This is a genomic window from Kineosphaera limosa NBRC 100340, assembly GCF_000298215.1.
Classification (GTDB): Bacteria; Actinomycetota; Actinomycetes; order Actinomycetales; family Dermatophilaceae; genus Kineosphaera; species Kineosphaera limosa.
Window position 1 is genome coordinate 1 of sequence record NZ_BAHD01000075.1, and the last position, 14,745, is coordinate 14,745.

Genomic DNA, 14,745 nt, shown 5'->3' on the forward strand with positions numbered 1-14,745 from the left:
GCCGAGTGAGCGCCACCTCGGCTGGCTCTGCCCGCCGTAGACGCCGTTGGCGGCAGACGCACGGGATGCTTGACCCGTGACGGAGGCCGAGGAGAACGCGGTGCGGCGCACGTACGACGTGGTCGCCGACAGCTACGCCGACCACTACCGCACGACCGATCCCGAGCAGCCCGTGGACATCGCGATGATCACGCACTTCCTAGGGCTGGTCGGGGCGGGTCGGATGCTGCCTCGGCTGGCTGCCTCGGGGTGTGTGGTCGAGGGGGTCGACCTGTCCGAGGCGATGGTCCGTCGGGCCCGCGCCGACCACGGCACGTTCGCTACGCAGGTCGCCAGTCTGCGCGACCTGCCTCACGAGGACGGCAGTTTCGACGGAGTCTTCTCCTGGTACTCCACGATCCACAGCGACGATCAAGACGTGGCGGTCATCCTGCGCGAACTGGCGCGCGTGTTGCGCCCCGCGGGCCACCTCCTCATCGCCTTCCAGACCGGCGCGGGTGTCCGCGACGTCGGGCCGGCGTTTCGGGCAGTCGGGCACGATGTGCGTCTGCTGCGCTACCACCGGACTGCGGCGCAGGTCCGAGCCGCCCTGCAGCGAGCCGGCTTCACAGTGGTTGCCGCCTTCGACCGGGCGCCTGTCGGCGCCGAGCCGGACGGCCAGGCCGTCCTCATCGCGCGCCGCGAGGCAGGCGCTGCCGACTCAGCGCCGGACCTGACCTGAGACCGACTCAGGGTAGGCCGGCTTTGGTGAACTCCTGTTGCAGTCGGGGGCGGCGGCGATGCTCGTCGCGCAGGGTGGCGATGAGGTCATCGACCTCGACGGCGCGGGAGGTGCCGGCGACGAGCTTGCGCAGGCGGGCGAGGCGACGGGCGCCGGCGCGGTAGTTCCTGGCGTCGGCGACGGCCAGTTCACCGATGGCGAGTTCGGTGTGTTTCTGGACGGTGGCCAGCGGATCGACCTTCTCGTACGCCTTGAGCAGCTCGGACCACAGGCTGGCGTCGTCGAGGCCGAGATCGTACGCGAGCGTCCAGGCCAGTTGCGGCTCCTTGAGGCAGAGCAGCGCGAACGACACCGCCTGCCGCGGGTTCGCCTGCAGTCGAGAGAGCACCATTTCGCTGAGGTCGGCCCATCCCGAACCGGCCGCTTCGCGCACCTCGTTGGCGTGGGTTGCGCTCGGCCAGCGATCGAAGATGTCCAGGCGCGCGGCGAGTAACGCGTCGGGCCGGTGCTTCTTGAGCAGTTCGCCCAGATAGCGGGCCGCGGTGATCGATTGGTGCCCGCCATTGGGATGTCGAACTGCCCGTTCGGTCCATTCGATGGCGAGGTCGTACTCCTCGATCTCCTCCAACGCTTGGGCCGCGTCCTCCACCCAAGCCGCCACCCGTTCGTCACGGGCGTGGGTTCGAATGATGGCCTCGACGTCCCGGTCGAAGACGGCCAGCCGCTGGTCGTTGTAGTGGATCGTGAACCAGTCGTGCGACGCGGGCGATTGCCACGAGTCTTCCTCAGCCGGCTCGGGCCCCAGAAGCGCGCGCCGTTCGGCGAGTGCCCGGCGGTAGGCCACCATCCCGGTGTCACCGAGCGCCGGAGCGTAGGCCACGGGGTCGACGTGGAAGAAGTCGCATTCCTGCTCGAACTGGAACTTCATGAGCCACGGCACGAGCTTGAAGACCGGCGCTCCGGCAGGCGCTGCGGTCCGAGCGTGCAGGGCGAGCAGCCGTTGGACCGCACTGCCGATGATCCCGCTGGAGTCGTCAGCTCGCATGATCAACGTGGTCGCGGACTTGATCGCGCGCTGGGTCACCGCGAACACCTCGGCGGGATCGTCGGTTTCGGCGGCTTCCAGCAGGTCCACGCCCTGGTGCATCTGGGCGCCGTGGGCATTGGCGGCACTCCAGCGATGGAGGTCGCCGCGGCTGCGGATCAGCGGAAGGACGGCATCGGAAAGATCGGACACACCTTGATCCTGCCAACACCGCGGCAGCCTGGGCCACCCGCGTCCGGCCCCCTCGGCCAGTTGTCGGCGGACGTAGCGGATTCTCGACGTACCCGGCGAGGCCGGCCGAATTCGCCCAACGCGCTGACCTGCGGCGATGCGAGAAGGCGGACGGGAGGGACCGCCGCGAGTACGTCAAGAATCCGCTACGTCGCGCGGCACTCAGGCCGGGCGGGTCCCGATCGTCAGCAGCAGGTTGGCGTAGAGGGCCTGGTCACCCGTGGCGACGAGGACCGCGACGTCGCCGGCGGCGGCCGCGGCGTAGAACTCGTAGCGCGGCAGCTCGTCGACCCGGACCCCGGGCAGGGCCTCCCGGTACCAGCCGTGACTGGGGATGACCTCGGGGCGATGCTCGGGCAGGGCGTCGGGCTCGGGCACCATGACAGCGGCCCGCTCGATGGCGATGGCCTGCCGCAGCACCCCGAGCACGTCGGCCACGGTGAGCAGCCCGGGCGCGACGTTGAGCCAGACCCTCTCGGCGCTCGCCGGCGCGCCCGTCGAGTGCGGGTAGTTGCCGTCGGCGAGCAGTACCTTCGCGCCGTGCCCAGCCCTGGCCAGGGCCGACAGCAGCGGTGGATGGATGAGCGGACCAAGAATCACCGAGGCCGCCGGATGACGTTGTCGCTGCCCCCGTCGACGGCCAGACACACCCCGTTCGTCGAGCCGGCTTGCGGCGAGGCGAGGTAGGCCACCGCGGCCGCCACCTCGGCCGCGCTCACGAGCCGCCCGTGGGGCTGACGCGCCTCGAGCGCCGCCCGCTCGGCGGCCGGGTCGGGCGCCACCGACAGCAGCCGCCCGACCCACGGCGTGTCCGCCGTCCCCGGCGAGACCGCGTTGACCCGCACCCCCTCGTCGAGCAGGTCGCAGGCCATCGCCCGGGTCAACGCGTGCACCGCGCCCTTGGTCGCCGAGTACAGCGCCCGCTGCGGTAGCCCCTGCGTGGCCGCGATCGATCCGACGTTGACGATCGCCGCCGCCGGCGAGCGCAGCAGATGCGGCAGCGCGGCCCCGACGACGCGCCGGATCCCGATGACATTGACGTCGAAGACCCGCTGCCACTCCTGCGGGGTGTTGTCGTCGATGCCGCCGGCCGCGCCGATCCCGGCGTTGTTGACGACGATGTCGAGACCACCGAAGTGCTCCGCCGCCTCGGCGACCGCGACGTTGACCGATGTCGTGTCCGCGACGTCGCAGGTCCAGCCGCGCAGCCGGTCTGACGCCACCACCTGGGTCGGGTCGAGGTCCAGCACCGCGACGCGCGCCCCGCGCCGCTGCAATTCCTCGGCTACAGCGGCCCCGATCCCCGAGGCGCCGCCCGTGACCAGGGCGATGAGTGAGTCGAAGTCCTGCATGTCTTACTCCTTGCGTCGTGCGGATTCAGGTGGTGCGGATCGGACGCGGCGCGGACCCGCGTCAGACGAAGTGCTGCCGGGAGCGACCGAGCCCTTCGACCTCGACCTCGACGTGATCGCCGGCCCGCAGGTACGGGAACCGGCCGGACAGGGCGACCCCCTGGGGAGTCCCGGTGAGGATGAGGTCGCCGGGTTCGAGCACGAGGTACTGGCTCAGGTCGTGCACGAGCGTGGCGACGTCGAAGATCATGTCGGCGGTGCTGGACTCCTGGCGCGGCTCGCCGTTGACCCACGAGCGCAGCGTGAGCCCGGCGGCGTCGACGCAGTCCGCGGTGACGAACCACGGTCCGACCGGGGTGAAGCCGGCGCAGCACTTGCCCTTGCTCCACTGCCCCCCGGAGACCTCGAGTTGAAAGGCGCGCTCGGACAGGTCGTTGACCGTGACATAACCCGCGACGTGCGCAAGCGCCTCCTGCGGTGAGGACAGGTAGCTCGCGGTGCGGCCGACGACGACACCCAGCTCGACCTCCCAGTCGGTCTTGTTCGACCCGCGCGGGATGGCGACCTCGTCGAACGGTCCGCCGACGGTGTTGGGGACTTTGAGGAACACGACCGGCTGCGCGGGCGGGGCGGCCCCCGACTCGGCAGCGTGGGCGGCGTAGTTCATGCCGATGCAGACCACGGCCCCGGGTCGCGCGATCGGGGCGCCCACCCGCTCGCCAGCGGGCCGGTCGACATCGGGCAGGTCCGACAAGGCCGCCGCGAGGCGTTGCAGGCCGTTGTCGGCGAAGAAGGTGGGACCGAAGTCCGCTGTGACGGGTCGTGCATCGACCCAACGCCCGTCCCGCTCGACGACGGGCACCTCGGCCCCCAAGGGCCCCAACCGAGCTAGCTTCACGCGTTCCTCCTCGATACAGATCGGATCTCTTGTCGCCATTATGGCGGTCCCACCGCTTGACACAACCCAGTCACCCGATGTTTCCTGTCGAATCAGAGGCTCGATGACGAGCACTCGGGCGGCCGCAAGGTCGCCGCAAGAACGCCGAGGGAGTCGCATGAGCCGTTTCGTGTCGGTCGAGACATCCGATGTCCGCTTTCCGACGTCGCTGATGCTCGACGGGTCGGACGCCATGAACCCCGATCCCGACTACTCCGCCGCCTACGTCGTGATCCGCACCGACGATCCTCGGGACGAGGCGCGCGACCTCGCCGGGCACGGCTTCGTCTTCACGATCGGGCGCGGCAACGACGTGCAGTGCGCGGCGCTGGACGCCCTGCGCGATCACCTGCTCGGCCGCGAGGTCGAGCCGCTGCTCGCCGACCTGGGCGCCGCCTGGCGCCTGCTCGTGCACGACTCGCAGCTACGCTGGCTCGGCCCCGAGAAGGGCGTCATCCACATGGCGATCGGCGCCGTCCTCAACGCGCTGTGGGACCTCAAGGCGAAGCGTGCCGGTCTGCCGCTGTGGCAACTCCTAGCCCGGATGAGCCCGCGGGAGATCGTGGACTGCGTCGACTTCCGCTACCTGTCCGACGCGCTCACCCCCGACGAGGCCCTCGAGTTGCTGGAGGCCGCCGCGCCCGGCCGCGCGGAGCGGGAGGCCGCGCTGCTGCGGACCGGCTACCCCGCCTACACCACCACTCCCGGCTGGCTCGGCTACGACGACGCCAAGCTCGTGCGCCTCGCGAAGGAGGCCGTCGCCGACGGCTTCTCGCAGATCAAGCTCAAGGTCGGCGGCGATCTGGCGGACGACAAGCGCCGCCTGCGGCTGGCCCGGGAGGCCGTCGGCCCCGACATCGCGATCGCCGTCGACGCCAACCAACGCTGGGACGTGCCCGCGGCCATCGCCTGGATGCGCGAGCTCGCCGCCGTCGACCCCGCCATCGCGTGGATCGAGGAACCGACGAGCCCCGACGACGTCCTCGGTCACGCGGCGATCGCCAGAGCCCTCGACCCGCTGCCGGTCGCAACCGGCGAGCACATGATGAACCGCGTCATGGCCAAGCAGTTTCTGCAGGCCGACGCGCTGCAGGTGCTGCAGATCGACGCGACCCGGGTCGCCGGGGTCAACGAGAACCTCGCGATGCTCCTGCTGGCCGCCAAGTTCGGCGTGCGGGTGTGTCCGCACGCCGGTGGCGTCGGCCTGTGCGAGGCCGTGCAGCACCTGTCGATGTTCGACTACGTGGCCCTGTCGGGCACCACGGATCGCCGTGCCATCGAGTACGTCGACCACCTGCACGAGCACTTCGTCACTCCGACGGTCGTGCGCGACGGCCACTATGTTGCGCCGATCGCGCCCGGCGCAGGCACCCAGATGCTGCCCGAATCCGTCGTGGCGTACACCGTGGCACGGATCGAGGCATGATCCTCACGCCGGCGCGGGCCACCTTCGGCGTCGCGACCCTGGGCAACCTGTACACGCCGATGGCCGACGAGCAGGCCCGGGCAATCCTCGACGCGGTGTGGGCTGGCGGGGTGCGCTCCTTCGACACCGCCCCGCATTACGGCCTCGGGCTGGCCGAACGCCGCCTCGGTGACTTCCTCGCCGACGTCGGGAGCGATGGGGTGCGGGTGACCACGAAGGTGGGGCGGCTGCTGCGACCCAATCCGGACTTCGCCGGCGAGCTGGACGACGCTGCGGCCTTCGCGGTGCCGGCGAGCATGCGACGCGTCTACGACACGACCGCCGCGGGCATCCGCGCGTCCCTGACGGAGTCGCTGCAGCGGCTGCGCCTCGACCGGGTCGCTGGTCTCTACCTCCACGACCCCGACGAGTACCCCGACGAGGCGGGCAGCCTGAACAGCGGATTGGAGGCGCTCGCCGAGTTGCGCCGCGAGGGCCTGGTGCAGGAGGTCGGGGTCGGGTCGAAATCGACGCAGACCCTGGAGCGCACCGCCGCCGACCCGCGGGCGAGCGAGCTGATGATCGCCGGCCGCTTCACGCTCGTCGATCACTCCACGCTGGGTCGCTGCCTGCCGCTGTGCCTGGCGCGCGGGGCGCGGGTCGTCCCGGCCGCCGTCTACGGCTCCGGCTTGCTGGCGCGACCCGAGCCGGCGGGACGCTACGACTACGCGACCGCCCCGCCGCAGATTGTCGAGGCGGCCCGGCGCATCGCCGACGTCTGCCGCAAACACGGCACCGATCTGCCGACCGCGGCCCTGCACTACGTCGCGCGCCACCCGAGCGTCACGCAGGTCGCCTTCGGCGCTCGATCGCCCGAGCAGGTGCGCGGCACCCTCGAGCGCATCGCGAACCCGCCCCCGGAGGCGCTGTGGGCCGAGCTCACCGCGACCGGCCTCGCCCCCGATCCCGCCGCGGCCCTCCCCGCGGATGCGCAGTCGGACGCCGAGTCGGAGGCCGGCCGATGACTCGCATCGACGCCCACCTGCACCTGTGGGATCCGCAGCTCGGGGTCTACTCGTGGCTGACCCCCGACCTGGGACCGATCCACGACCGCTTCACGGCGCAGCAAGCCCGCGCCGAACTCGATGCGGCGGGCATCGCGGAGGCGGTTCTCGTGCAGGCCGCCGACGATCGACGCGACACCGACGCAATGCTCGCGGTCGCCGACGACCACCCGTGGGTCGTCGGGGTCGTCGGCTGGGTCGACCTCGAGGACCCCGCAGCGGAGGCGGAGCTGGACCGTCTGCAGCAGCACCCCGCCTTCTGCGGCGTGCGCCAACTCGTGCACGACGATCCGCGCCCCGACGTCTACGCCCTGCCCGCCGTCCACCGCACAGCCGGCCACCTCGCCCGACGCGGCCTGACCCTCGACATCCCCGACGCCTTTCCGCGGGATCTGCCTGGGGCGACCGAGCTGGCCCGGGCAGTGGACGGGTTGACCGTCGTGCTCGACCATCTGGGCAAGCCGCCGCGCGGCACGTCGCAGTGGGACCGGTGGCGTGACCAGCTCGCCGACTTTGCCGCCGTGCCCGGCACCGTCGCCAAGATCAGCGGGTTGGCCTGCGCCACAGCGCCCTTGACCGCGTCGGCGCTGCGCCCCACGATCGAGCACGCGCTGGAGTGTTTCGGCGCCGATCGGCTCATGCTCGGCAGCGACTGGCCGATCACGGTCGCTACCGAGGGCTACCAAGGCACCCAGGCGGTCCTCGACGCGACCCTCGACGCAGTCCTGGACTCGGCACTCGGTGCGGCCGGGCCGCTGAGCCCGGCCGAACTGGCGGCGATCCGCGGCGGCACGGCACGGCGCGTCTACCGACGAGCAGAAGGCGGGACACGATGACGGACCCGACCATCGGCCCCGCGACCACAGCCGAAGAGAGGACGCCCGGCCACCGGACTCAAGCCGGCCACGACCTCCTGACGCTGGAGGGGGTGAGCAAGGGATTCCCGGGCGTCCAGGCCCTCTCCGACGTGCGGCTCGACCTGCGCCACGGCGAGGTACTCGCACTCGTCGGCGAGAACGGCGCGGGCAAGTCGACGCTGATGAAGCTGCTCAGCGGCATCTACACCCCCGACGCGGGCCACGTTCCGCCTCGACGGCGAGCCGTTCTCCCCCAGCAGCCCCAAGCACGCGGAGGAGGCCGGGATCAGCATCATCCATCAGGAGTTCAACCTCATGCCCGACCTCAGCGTCGCGCAGAACATCCTCATCGGTCGCGAGCCCCGCCGTTTCGGTCTGCTCGACGAGCGCCGGCTCAACCGCGAGGTCGGCGACCACCTGGACCGGCTCGGTCTGCTGCTGGACCCAAAGGCGCTCGTCGGCGGCCTGACCGTCGCCAAGCAGCAGATGGTCGAGATCGCCAAGGCGCTGACCCACGACTCGCGGGTCCTCATCATGGACGAACCGACGGCCGCGCTGAACCAGGCCGAGGTCGAGACCCTGCACGAGCTGATCCGCCGCTTCGTCACGAGCCGCACCGGCGTCATCTACATCTCGCATCGGATGGACGAGCTCAAGGCGATCTCGCAGCGGATCACGGTGATCCGCGACGGGCAGTACGTCGGCACGGTCGACACCGAGGCGACGACGATGGACACGGTCATCTCGATGATGGTGGGGCGCGCGGTGACGACGAGCGCCCGCCCGGAGAACATCCGCGCCGACCGCGACGTGCACCTGGCCGTCGAGGGCCTGTCGACCAAGGCGCTGCTGCGCGATGTGTCATTCGAGTTGCACAAGGGCGAGATCCTGGGCGTCGCCGGCCTCATGGGGGCCGGGCGCACCGAGCTGGCGCGAGCCGTCGTCGGCTCCGACCCCATCACCGCCGGGACGATCCGCATCGACGGCCGCCCGGTCAAGATCGGGTCGCCGGCCGTCGCCGCCAAGCACCGCATCGGCTACCTGTCGGAGGACCGCAAACGCTACGGGCTGCTCCTGGAGCAGAGCGTCGCCTTCAACACCACCCTCGCCGCCCTCGGCGAGCGGTTCTCCCGCGGCGGATTCGTGCGCGACGGCGCGGCCGACGCGGAGGCGAAGCGGCTCGTCGGGGCGCTGCGCACCAAGACGCCGTCGACGGCGCAGCTGGTGCGCAACCTCTCCGGCGGCAACCAGCAGAAGGTCGTCATCGCGAAATGGCTGGCGAAGGACTGCGACATCCTCATCTTCGACGAACCGACCCGCGGCATCGACGTCGGCGCGAAGGACGAGATCTACCGGCTCCTCAACGACCTGGCCGCGCAGGGCAAGTCGATCGTCATGATCTCCTCCGAGCTGCCCGAGGTGCTGCGGATGAGCCACCGCGTGCTCGTCATGAGCGAGGGGCGGATCACCGGCGAGCTGAGCCACGACGAAGCGACCCAGGAGCGCATCATGCGCCTGGCCACCCAGCGGATCGGCGAGGAGTTCGTCGAGGCGCCGCACGATCTTCCACCCGACACCTCCCCCGACCCGAGCGCAGACGGCTCAGCAGAGGCAGGCCAGTGATGTCCGAGGTACACCCCGCCACCGACGCCGCGACCGAGGCGGCCGCCGCCCCGCCTCCGCCGCAGGAGGTGACGCGGCGCGGGGCCCAGCTGCGGATGCGGCTCCAGCAGCTCTTCGCGTTCGCCGGGCTCATCGTCATCTGCGTCATCTTCACGCTGGCCAACCCGGTCTTCGCGACGTTCTCGAACATGACGACGATCCTCTTCTCGGCTGTCGTCATCGGCACGCTCGCCCTCGGGGTCACGTTCGTCATCATCGCCGCGGGCATCGACCTGTCCATCGGCACCGGGATGGCGCTGTGCGCGGTGATGGCCGGCACGTTCATCACAAACTGGGGCATCCCATGGCCGATCGGGGTGGTACTCACCCTCGGGGTCGGCGCCCTCATCGGCGCGGTCAACGGCACCCTTGTGGCCTACCTGCGGCTTCCCCCGTTCATCGCGACGTTGGCGATGATGCTGGTGGCGCAGGGGCTGGCGTTGGTCATCAGCAATGTGTCGCCGATCTACTTCGACATCCAGTCGGGCTACGTCAAGCTGTCGACGGGCTCGATCGTGCCGGGCATCCCGAACGCGGTGCTCATCTATCTGCTCGCCGCGGTCGTCGCCGCGGTCGTCCTGAGCCGCACCCTGCTTGGCCGTTACACCTTCGCCATCGGCTCCAACCAGGAGGCGACGGCGCTATCGGGCATCGCGGTGCCGCGCTGGACCCTGGCGATCTACACCTTCGCCGGGCTGTTCACCGCGCTGGCGGGCATCCTCATCTCGGCCCGGCTGGGGTCGGCGCAACCGGCGACAGGCCAGGGGTACGAGCTCTACGCCATCGCCGCGGTCGTCATCGGCGGCACCTCGCTCGTCGGCGGCAAGGGGTCGATCCTCGGCACGGTGATCGGCGCGCTCATCATCGCCGTCATCCAGAACGGCCTGCAGCTGCTCTCCTTCCCGCAGCCGTGGCAGCTCGTCATCCTCGGCACCGTCATCCTCCTGGCCGTCTACGCCGACATGGCGCGCAAGAAGGGCACGACGTGAGGACCGCAAGTCCCGGCACCCACACCGCTGCCGACGCTCGCTCTACCCCGCCCGCCGTCGTGGCGTTCGGTTCACCCCATCGGCGCCTTCCCCGCAAGGGCCGGCCTGTAAAGATGAAGGAGAAGTTCATGCGCATCCGTTCACTGACGACGGGTCTGGCTGTCACGACGGTCGCCCTCGGACTCGCCGCCTGCGGCGGCAACTCGGCCTCACCCGGCACGGGCGGCACCGCCGATGCCGGGGCCGGCGCCGCCGGCGCCGGCGGCGAGAAGCCGTACATCGCGATCGTCTCCAAGGGCTTCCAGCACCAGTTCTGGCAGGCCGTGAAGAAGGGCGCCGAGGATCAGGCGGCCAAGGACGGCGCGACGATCACCTTCGAGGGCCCGGCCACAGAGCGGGAGGTGGAAGGGCAGATCACCATGCTGACCAACGCGATGGCCAAGTCTCCCAAGGCGATCGGCCTGGCGGCGCTGGACACCAAGGCCGCCTTGCAGCAGCTGCAGCAGGCGGACTCCGCGGGCATCCCGGTCATCGCCTTCGACTCCGGCGTCGACAGCGACATCCCCAAGACCACGTGCGCCACGGACTCCAAGGCGGCCGCCGCCGAGGCCGCCAAGAAGATGTCCGAGAAGCTCGGTGGCAAGGGCAAGGTCGGCGTCATCGTGCACGACCAGACGTCGCAGACCGGCAAGGACCGCCAAGACGGCTTCGTCGAGTGGATGGCGGCGAACGCGCCGGACATCACGCTACTCACGCCGGTCGTAGGCGACGGTGACCAGGCGAAGTCGGCCGACCTGCTCAAGGCGATGGTCGCCTCCAACTCCGACCTCGCGGGTGTCTACGGCACGAACGAGGGCGGCGCGATCGGCATCGTCAAGGGTCTGCAGGAGCTGAACAAGACCGGGCTGACCGTCATCGGCTTCGACTCCGGCCAGGCACAGATGGACGCCATCAACTCCGGACTCATGGCCGGGGCGATCACCCAGAACCCTGTGGGTATCGGCGAGTGCGTCGTGTCGTCGGCGATGAAGGCCATCAAGGGTGAGACGCTGGAGAAGACGATCGACACCGGGTTCTACTGGTACGACAAGGCCAACATCAACGACCCGAAGATCCAGGCGGTCCTCTACCAGTGAGGCGCCTTTGCGCCGCGAGGCTCGACCCCTGAGGGCCTCGCGGGACCGGCGGCCGGCCGCTCGATGCCTGCAGCATCGGGTGGCCGGCCGTTTCCGTGTGTTCAGGGTCGCGGCGCCGGCGCGGGCCGACGCCGGCGCGCACGGACCGGGCTCGTCGTGGAGTCCAGGGTCGATCGCAGCCACGCGATGACGCCGTTGACGTGGATGATCTCGTGGGCGCGAGCGAGCTCGCCGTTGCGCTGCGCCAGAGCGTCGACGATCGCGCCGTGCTCGGCGATCGTGCGCTCGCCGGCGCCGGTCTGCGTGAGGCCGCGCCAGATGCGTGCCCGCTGGGTGCCGGTCGACAGGGTGCGCAGCACCGAGGCGAGGTACTGGTTGCCCGCGATCGCATTGATCCGACCATGAAACTCCATGTCGTTCGCCACGAGCTCCTCGATGGTGCTGGCGTGCCGGGCGGCGGCGACGAGGGATCGCAGCTCATCGATGTCGGCGTCGGTGACGTGCTGGGCCGCCATCGCGGCCGCCTGGGGCTCGAGGATCGCGCGCACCTCGAGCAACTCGAGCACCGTCGAATCGTGCTGGAGGTCGACCACGAAGCTCATGACGTCGAGCAGCAGGTCCGGCTCCAGGCTCGTCACGTAGGTGCCGTCGCCGCGGCGAACGTCCAGGACGCGCATCACCTCCAGCGCCTTGACGGCCTCACGCAGGGAGTTTCGCGACAGCCCGAGGCGCTCGCCGAGCTCGCGCTCCGGGGGCAGTCGGTCGCCGGGGCTCAATTGCCCATCGATGATCATCTGCTTGATGCGCTCGATCGCGACGTCGGTCAGGGCCATCAAGACATCCTATCTTTCCGGCGTCGCAGGGGCCGTCTCAGCGGGCCAGGCGTTCGACGTCGGCGCTGGTCACCAAGCCGCGACGCACCAACAGGTGAGCGACGTCGTACGAGCGGGGCAGCGACGATTGGCCCGCCTCCGGCAGGTCGAGCCCTGGCGGCGTCGACGTGCGGGACTTGACCGGCGGGGCGGGGCCCGGCGCGGGCCTCGAGGCAGGGCGTCGGATGCCGCCAGGGCTGCGCACGAGGTCCGGCCCGGCGAGGTGGGCGTCCCGCCGGGCCTCGCGAGCTTCCCGGTGGCGGCGCAGGATGGGGTTGTGGTCCTCGTACATCCCGACGAGCCGGTCCACTCGCCCCCGGGCGGTCTTCAGGCTCACGTCGAGTCGCGCGCCGACCTGCGCATAGGTCGCGGGCAGTCGCCCCCCGAGGAACAGCGGTTCGCACAGCGCCGCGGCGACGTCGCGCAGCTCACCCGGGACGGCCGGCGCTCGTAGCGTCACCACGTCCGCGCCGGGAGGTCCTGGCAGTGCGGGGTCGAGCTGCTGCTCGACCACGAGGGCCCACCGGCCGGTGGGGCCGGTGACGAAGCAGCGCGGCCCCGGCAACGTGCGAGCGCTGAGGGGGCCGCCGGGCGACTGCGCGGGCAGGGGGTCTTCGGGCGGTCGGCCCTGCGGCTGAACGAACAGATCGTGGCTGGAGGAGAGGTTGGCCAACCACAGTTGCCCCCACTGCCGCCAGATCCGGCCCGCGACCCGCGACAGGGACTGCTCCGCCAACTCCTCCCACACGACAAGGTCGCACAGCGCGTCGTCGCGCCCGAACTCCACCTCGTGACCGTCCTGCCGGAACTCGACGATCTCATCGGGCTCCCCGGTGTAGAACACCGTGAGCAATGGCCTCATCGCCGCCCCCTCTCGCGACCCGGGGCAAACCCGGGATTGGGGGGTTTGTCCCACTCTCACATGGTGTCAGCTTCGGGCCGGTAGCGTGGTCCCACCGACCTCCGTTACAGCCACTCACGACGGACTTTTCGCATGTCACAGACCCCGCGCCCATCGTCCGAGCCGTCCCGCGAATTCGGCCTGGTCGCAGTCGGGAGCGAGGGCGCAACTAGCGAGTTGCTCGAGGTCTTCGACCGGCTCGGGCTTGCGGGAGACTTCGAGCCCACTGCGTGGTTGGGCGAAGGCTGCTCGGCGCAGGTCTTCCGGGCGGTGCATCGGATGACGAGTCACGAGGTCGCGCTGAAGGTCTGGGACCGACTCTCACCGGACGAGCACCGGCGGTTCCTGCGTGAGGTCGACGTGATGCAGCGCGTCACCTCCGACCGCCACGACGACACCACATGCGTCGCCGCCCTGCTGTGGGCGGGCCAGGCCCAGGGGCCGGTGCACCGTGTGGCCTGGGTAGCGGTGGACCTCTACGACGGTTCTCTGCGCGATCGCCTGGCCGAGCAGCCGCCGCCGGCCGAGGAGGCCGCACAGATTTGCCTTGATCTGCTCACGGGACTGAGCACCCTGCACGACCTGGGCATCCTGCACCGCGACATCAAGCCGGCCAACGTGTTGCTGCGCGCTGGCCGCGCCGTAGTCAGTGATTTCGGGCTTGCGGCCCGCGACCCGGCGGACTTCTCGGTGCTAGACGCCGGCACCCCCGGTTTCGTAGCGCCGGAGCTGACGGGCGGTGGGCCGGCCCAGGCAACGGCGACCGTGCCCGAGACTGGGCCCGAACCGGCGCCACCGACCGAACGATCCGACATCTACGCCGCCGGGCGGACCATCGAGGCGGTCGTGCGCGCGGTCCGTACGGCGCGCCCCGGCGCGCTGCCCGAATTCGACGCGGTGATCGCCCGCGCGACCGATCCCGACCCGCGGGAGCGCTTCGCCGACGCCGCCGCGATGCGGAGGGCGCTGGTCGACGCCCGCGCGGGCGTGCGGACCCGACGGGATCGATCGCGTGCCTGGCTGCGCCGGCAAGAACTGACGCCGGGGCAGTTGCGCCGACGCCTCTCGATCCCGATGGTCGCCGCGTTGCTGGCCGCGGGGGGAGTCGGAGTGGCCATGACGTGGCCGCTGCGGCCGACCTTCGGCCCGACCCCCTCGCTCGCGCTGGGCGTGCCGGATCGCGTCGAGGTGCAGACCCTGGACTGCTTTCAGGGAACGGTCGTGCTCGAGCAGGGCCAGGCGTTGCTCCTCGGCAGCCGCAACGAGAACGCCCTCGCACCGTCCTGGAGCGTGACTCTTGTAGAGCCGTTACCCCCTGCCGGGCGACCCGGCGCCTGGCAAGGGCAGCTGTACTTCGGACCGGATTCGACGTTGCGGCAGCACTATTTGGTGCGCCTGGCGTCGATTGACGCCGAGGAGATCCCCGAGGGCGTCACCGGGGGGCAGCTGGCGGCTCTCATGGACTCCGCAGACACGATTATCGAGCGCCCCTACACTCGCGGGCTCGGACCGGGGGCCGAATGCGACCCCTGATAGCCGGTAATGCTGCCCGCCACCTTGACGCAACAGGCAC

The 14,745-nt window shown here is 70.7% G+C and carries 13 protein-coding genes and 3 pseudogenes; 10 read left to right on the forward strand and 6 right to left on the reverse strand.

What is annotated here, in order from left to right:
* Positions 1-76: 76 nt before the first annotated feature.
* Positions 77-721: a class I SAM-dependent methyltransferase gene (locus tag KILIM_RS17750; protein WP_006594114.1), complete on the forward strand. Its 645-nt coding sequence runs from the start codon at positions 77-79 to the stop codon at positions 719-721.
* Between the two features lie 7 nt (positions 722-728).
* On the opposite strand, the gene KILIM_RS17755 is transcribed toward KILIM_RS17750, so the two are convergent.
* From KILIM_RS17755 to KILIM_RS17770, 4 genes are all read right to left on the reverse strand, one after another.
* Positions 729-1,958 (reverse strand): hypothetical protein, encoded by a 1,230-nt coding sequence (locus KILIM_RS17755; protein ID WP_006594115.1) that lies wholly within the window; start codon positions 1,956-1,958, stop codon positions 729-731.
* A gap of 201 nt (positions 1,959-2,159) precedes the next feature.
* A complete protein-coding gene (locus KILIM_RS17760) occupies positions 2,160-2,597 on the reverse strand; it encodes an RbsD/FucU domain-containing protein (RefSeq protein ID WP_006594116.1) in 438 nt (145 codons plus the stop codon).
* A complete protein-coding gene (locus tag KILIM_RS17765; protein WP_006594117.1) occupies positions 2,594-3,349 on the reverse strand; it encodes an SDR family NAD(P)-dependent oxidoreductase in 756 nt (251 codons plus the stop codon). The genes KILIM_RS17760 and KILIM_RS17765 overlap by 4 nt, the downstream gene beginning before the upstream one ends.
* Positions 3,350-3,410: 61 nt before the next feature.
* A complete protein-coding gene (locus KILIM_RS17770; protein ID WP_006594118.1) occupies positions 3,411-4,247 on the reverse strand; it encodes a fumarylacetoacetate hydrolase family protein in 837 nt (278 codons plus the stop codon).
* Positions 4,248-4,404: 157 nt separating this feature from the next.
* Between KILIM_RS17770 and KILIM_RS17775 the strand changes: the two genes are divergently transcribed.
* The 8 genes and pseudogenes from KILIM_RS17775 to KILIM_RS17800 all read left to right on the forward strand — a co-directional run bounded on the left by KILIM_RS17775 (position 4,405) and on the right by KILIM_RS17800 (position 11,399).
* Complete coding sequence (locus KILIM_RS17775; RefSeq protein ID WP_006594119.1) at positions 4,405-5,712, forward strand: enolase C-terminal domain-like protein; 1,308 nt, start codon at positions 4,405-4,407, stop codon at positions 5,710-5,712.
* Positions 5,709-6,716, forward strand: coding sequence for an aldo/keto reductase (locus tag KILIM_RS17780; RefSeq protein WP_006594120.1), 1,008 nt, complete (start codon positions 5,709-5,711; stop codon positions 6,714-6,716). Before KILIM_RS17775 ends, KILIM_RS17780 begins: the two co-directional genes overlap by 4 nt.
* Entirely contained in the window at positions 6,713-7,591 is an 879-nt protein-coding gene (locus KILIM_RS17785) for an amidohydrolase family protein (RefSeq protein WP_006594121.1), read from the forward strand. Before KILIM_RS17780 ends, KILIM_RS17785 begins: the two co-directional genes overlap by 4 nt.
* A pseudogene (locus KILIM_RS25305) lies at positions 7,588-7,767 on the forward strand (hypothetical protein); the annotation flags it as partial. The gene KILIM_RS17785 and the pseudogene KILIM_RS25305, both read left to right, overlap by 4 nt.
* Before the next feature lie 109 nt (positions 7,768-7,876).
* Positions 7,877-8,104: pseudogene (locus KILIM_RS25170) on the forward strand (D-xylose ABC transporter ATP-binding protein); the annotation flags it as partial.
* Between the two features lie 42 nt (positions 8,105-8,146).
* Positions 8,147-9,235, forward strand: coding sequence for a sugar ABC transporter ATP-binding protein (locus KILIM_RS25175; RefSeq protein WP_373280992.1), 1,089 nt, complete (start codon positions 8,147-8,149; stop codon positions 9,233-9,235).
* Positions 9,236-9,435: 200 nt separating this feature from the next.
* A pseudogene (locus KILIM_RS17795) lies at positions 9,436-10,263 on the forward strand (ABC transporter permease); the annotation flags it as partial.
* 128 nt (positions 10,264-10,391) lie between these two features.
* The gene (locus KILIM_RS17800) at positions 10,392-11,399 is read left to right on the forward strand and encodes an ABC transporter substrate-binding protein (protein WP_006594124.1); all 1,008 of its coding nucleotides are present in this window, start codon (positions 10,392-10,394) and stop codon (positions 11,397-11,399) included.
* Positions 11,400-11,500: 101 nt separating this feature from the next.
* Here the strand turns inward: KILIM_RS17800 and KILIM_RS17805 are convergent, their stop codons facing one another.
* Together KILIM_RS17805 and KILIM_RS17810 are read right to left on the reverse strand one after the other, a co-directional pair.
* Positions 11,501-12,232, reverse strand: a complete 732-nt coding sequence (locus KILIM_RS17805; protein ID WP_006594125.1) for a FadR/GntR family transcriptional regulator — start codon at positions 12,230-12,232, stop codon at positions 11,501-11,503.
* 37 nt (positions 12,233-12,269) lie between these two features.
* The gene (locus KILIM_RS17810; protein WP_157551807.1) at positions 12,270-13,133 is read right to left on the reverse strand and encodes an FHA domain-containing protein; all 864 of its coding nucleotides are present in this window, start codon (positions 13,131-13,133) and stop codon (positions 12,270-12,272) included.
* A 132-nt stretch (positions 13,134-13,265) separates the two neighbouring features.
* Between KILIM_RS17810 and KILIM_RS17815 the strand changes: the two genes are divergently transcribed.
* Positions 13,266-14,705, forward strand: coding sequence for a serine/threonine-protein kinase (locus tag KILIM_RS17815; RefSeq protein WP_006594127.1), 1,440 nt, complete (start codon positions 13,266-13,268; stop codon positions 14,703-14,705).
* Positions 14,706-14,745: the final 40 nt, after the last annotated feature.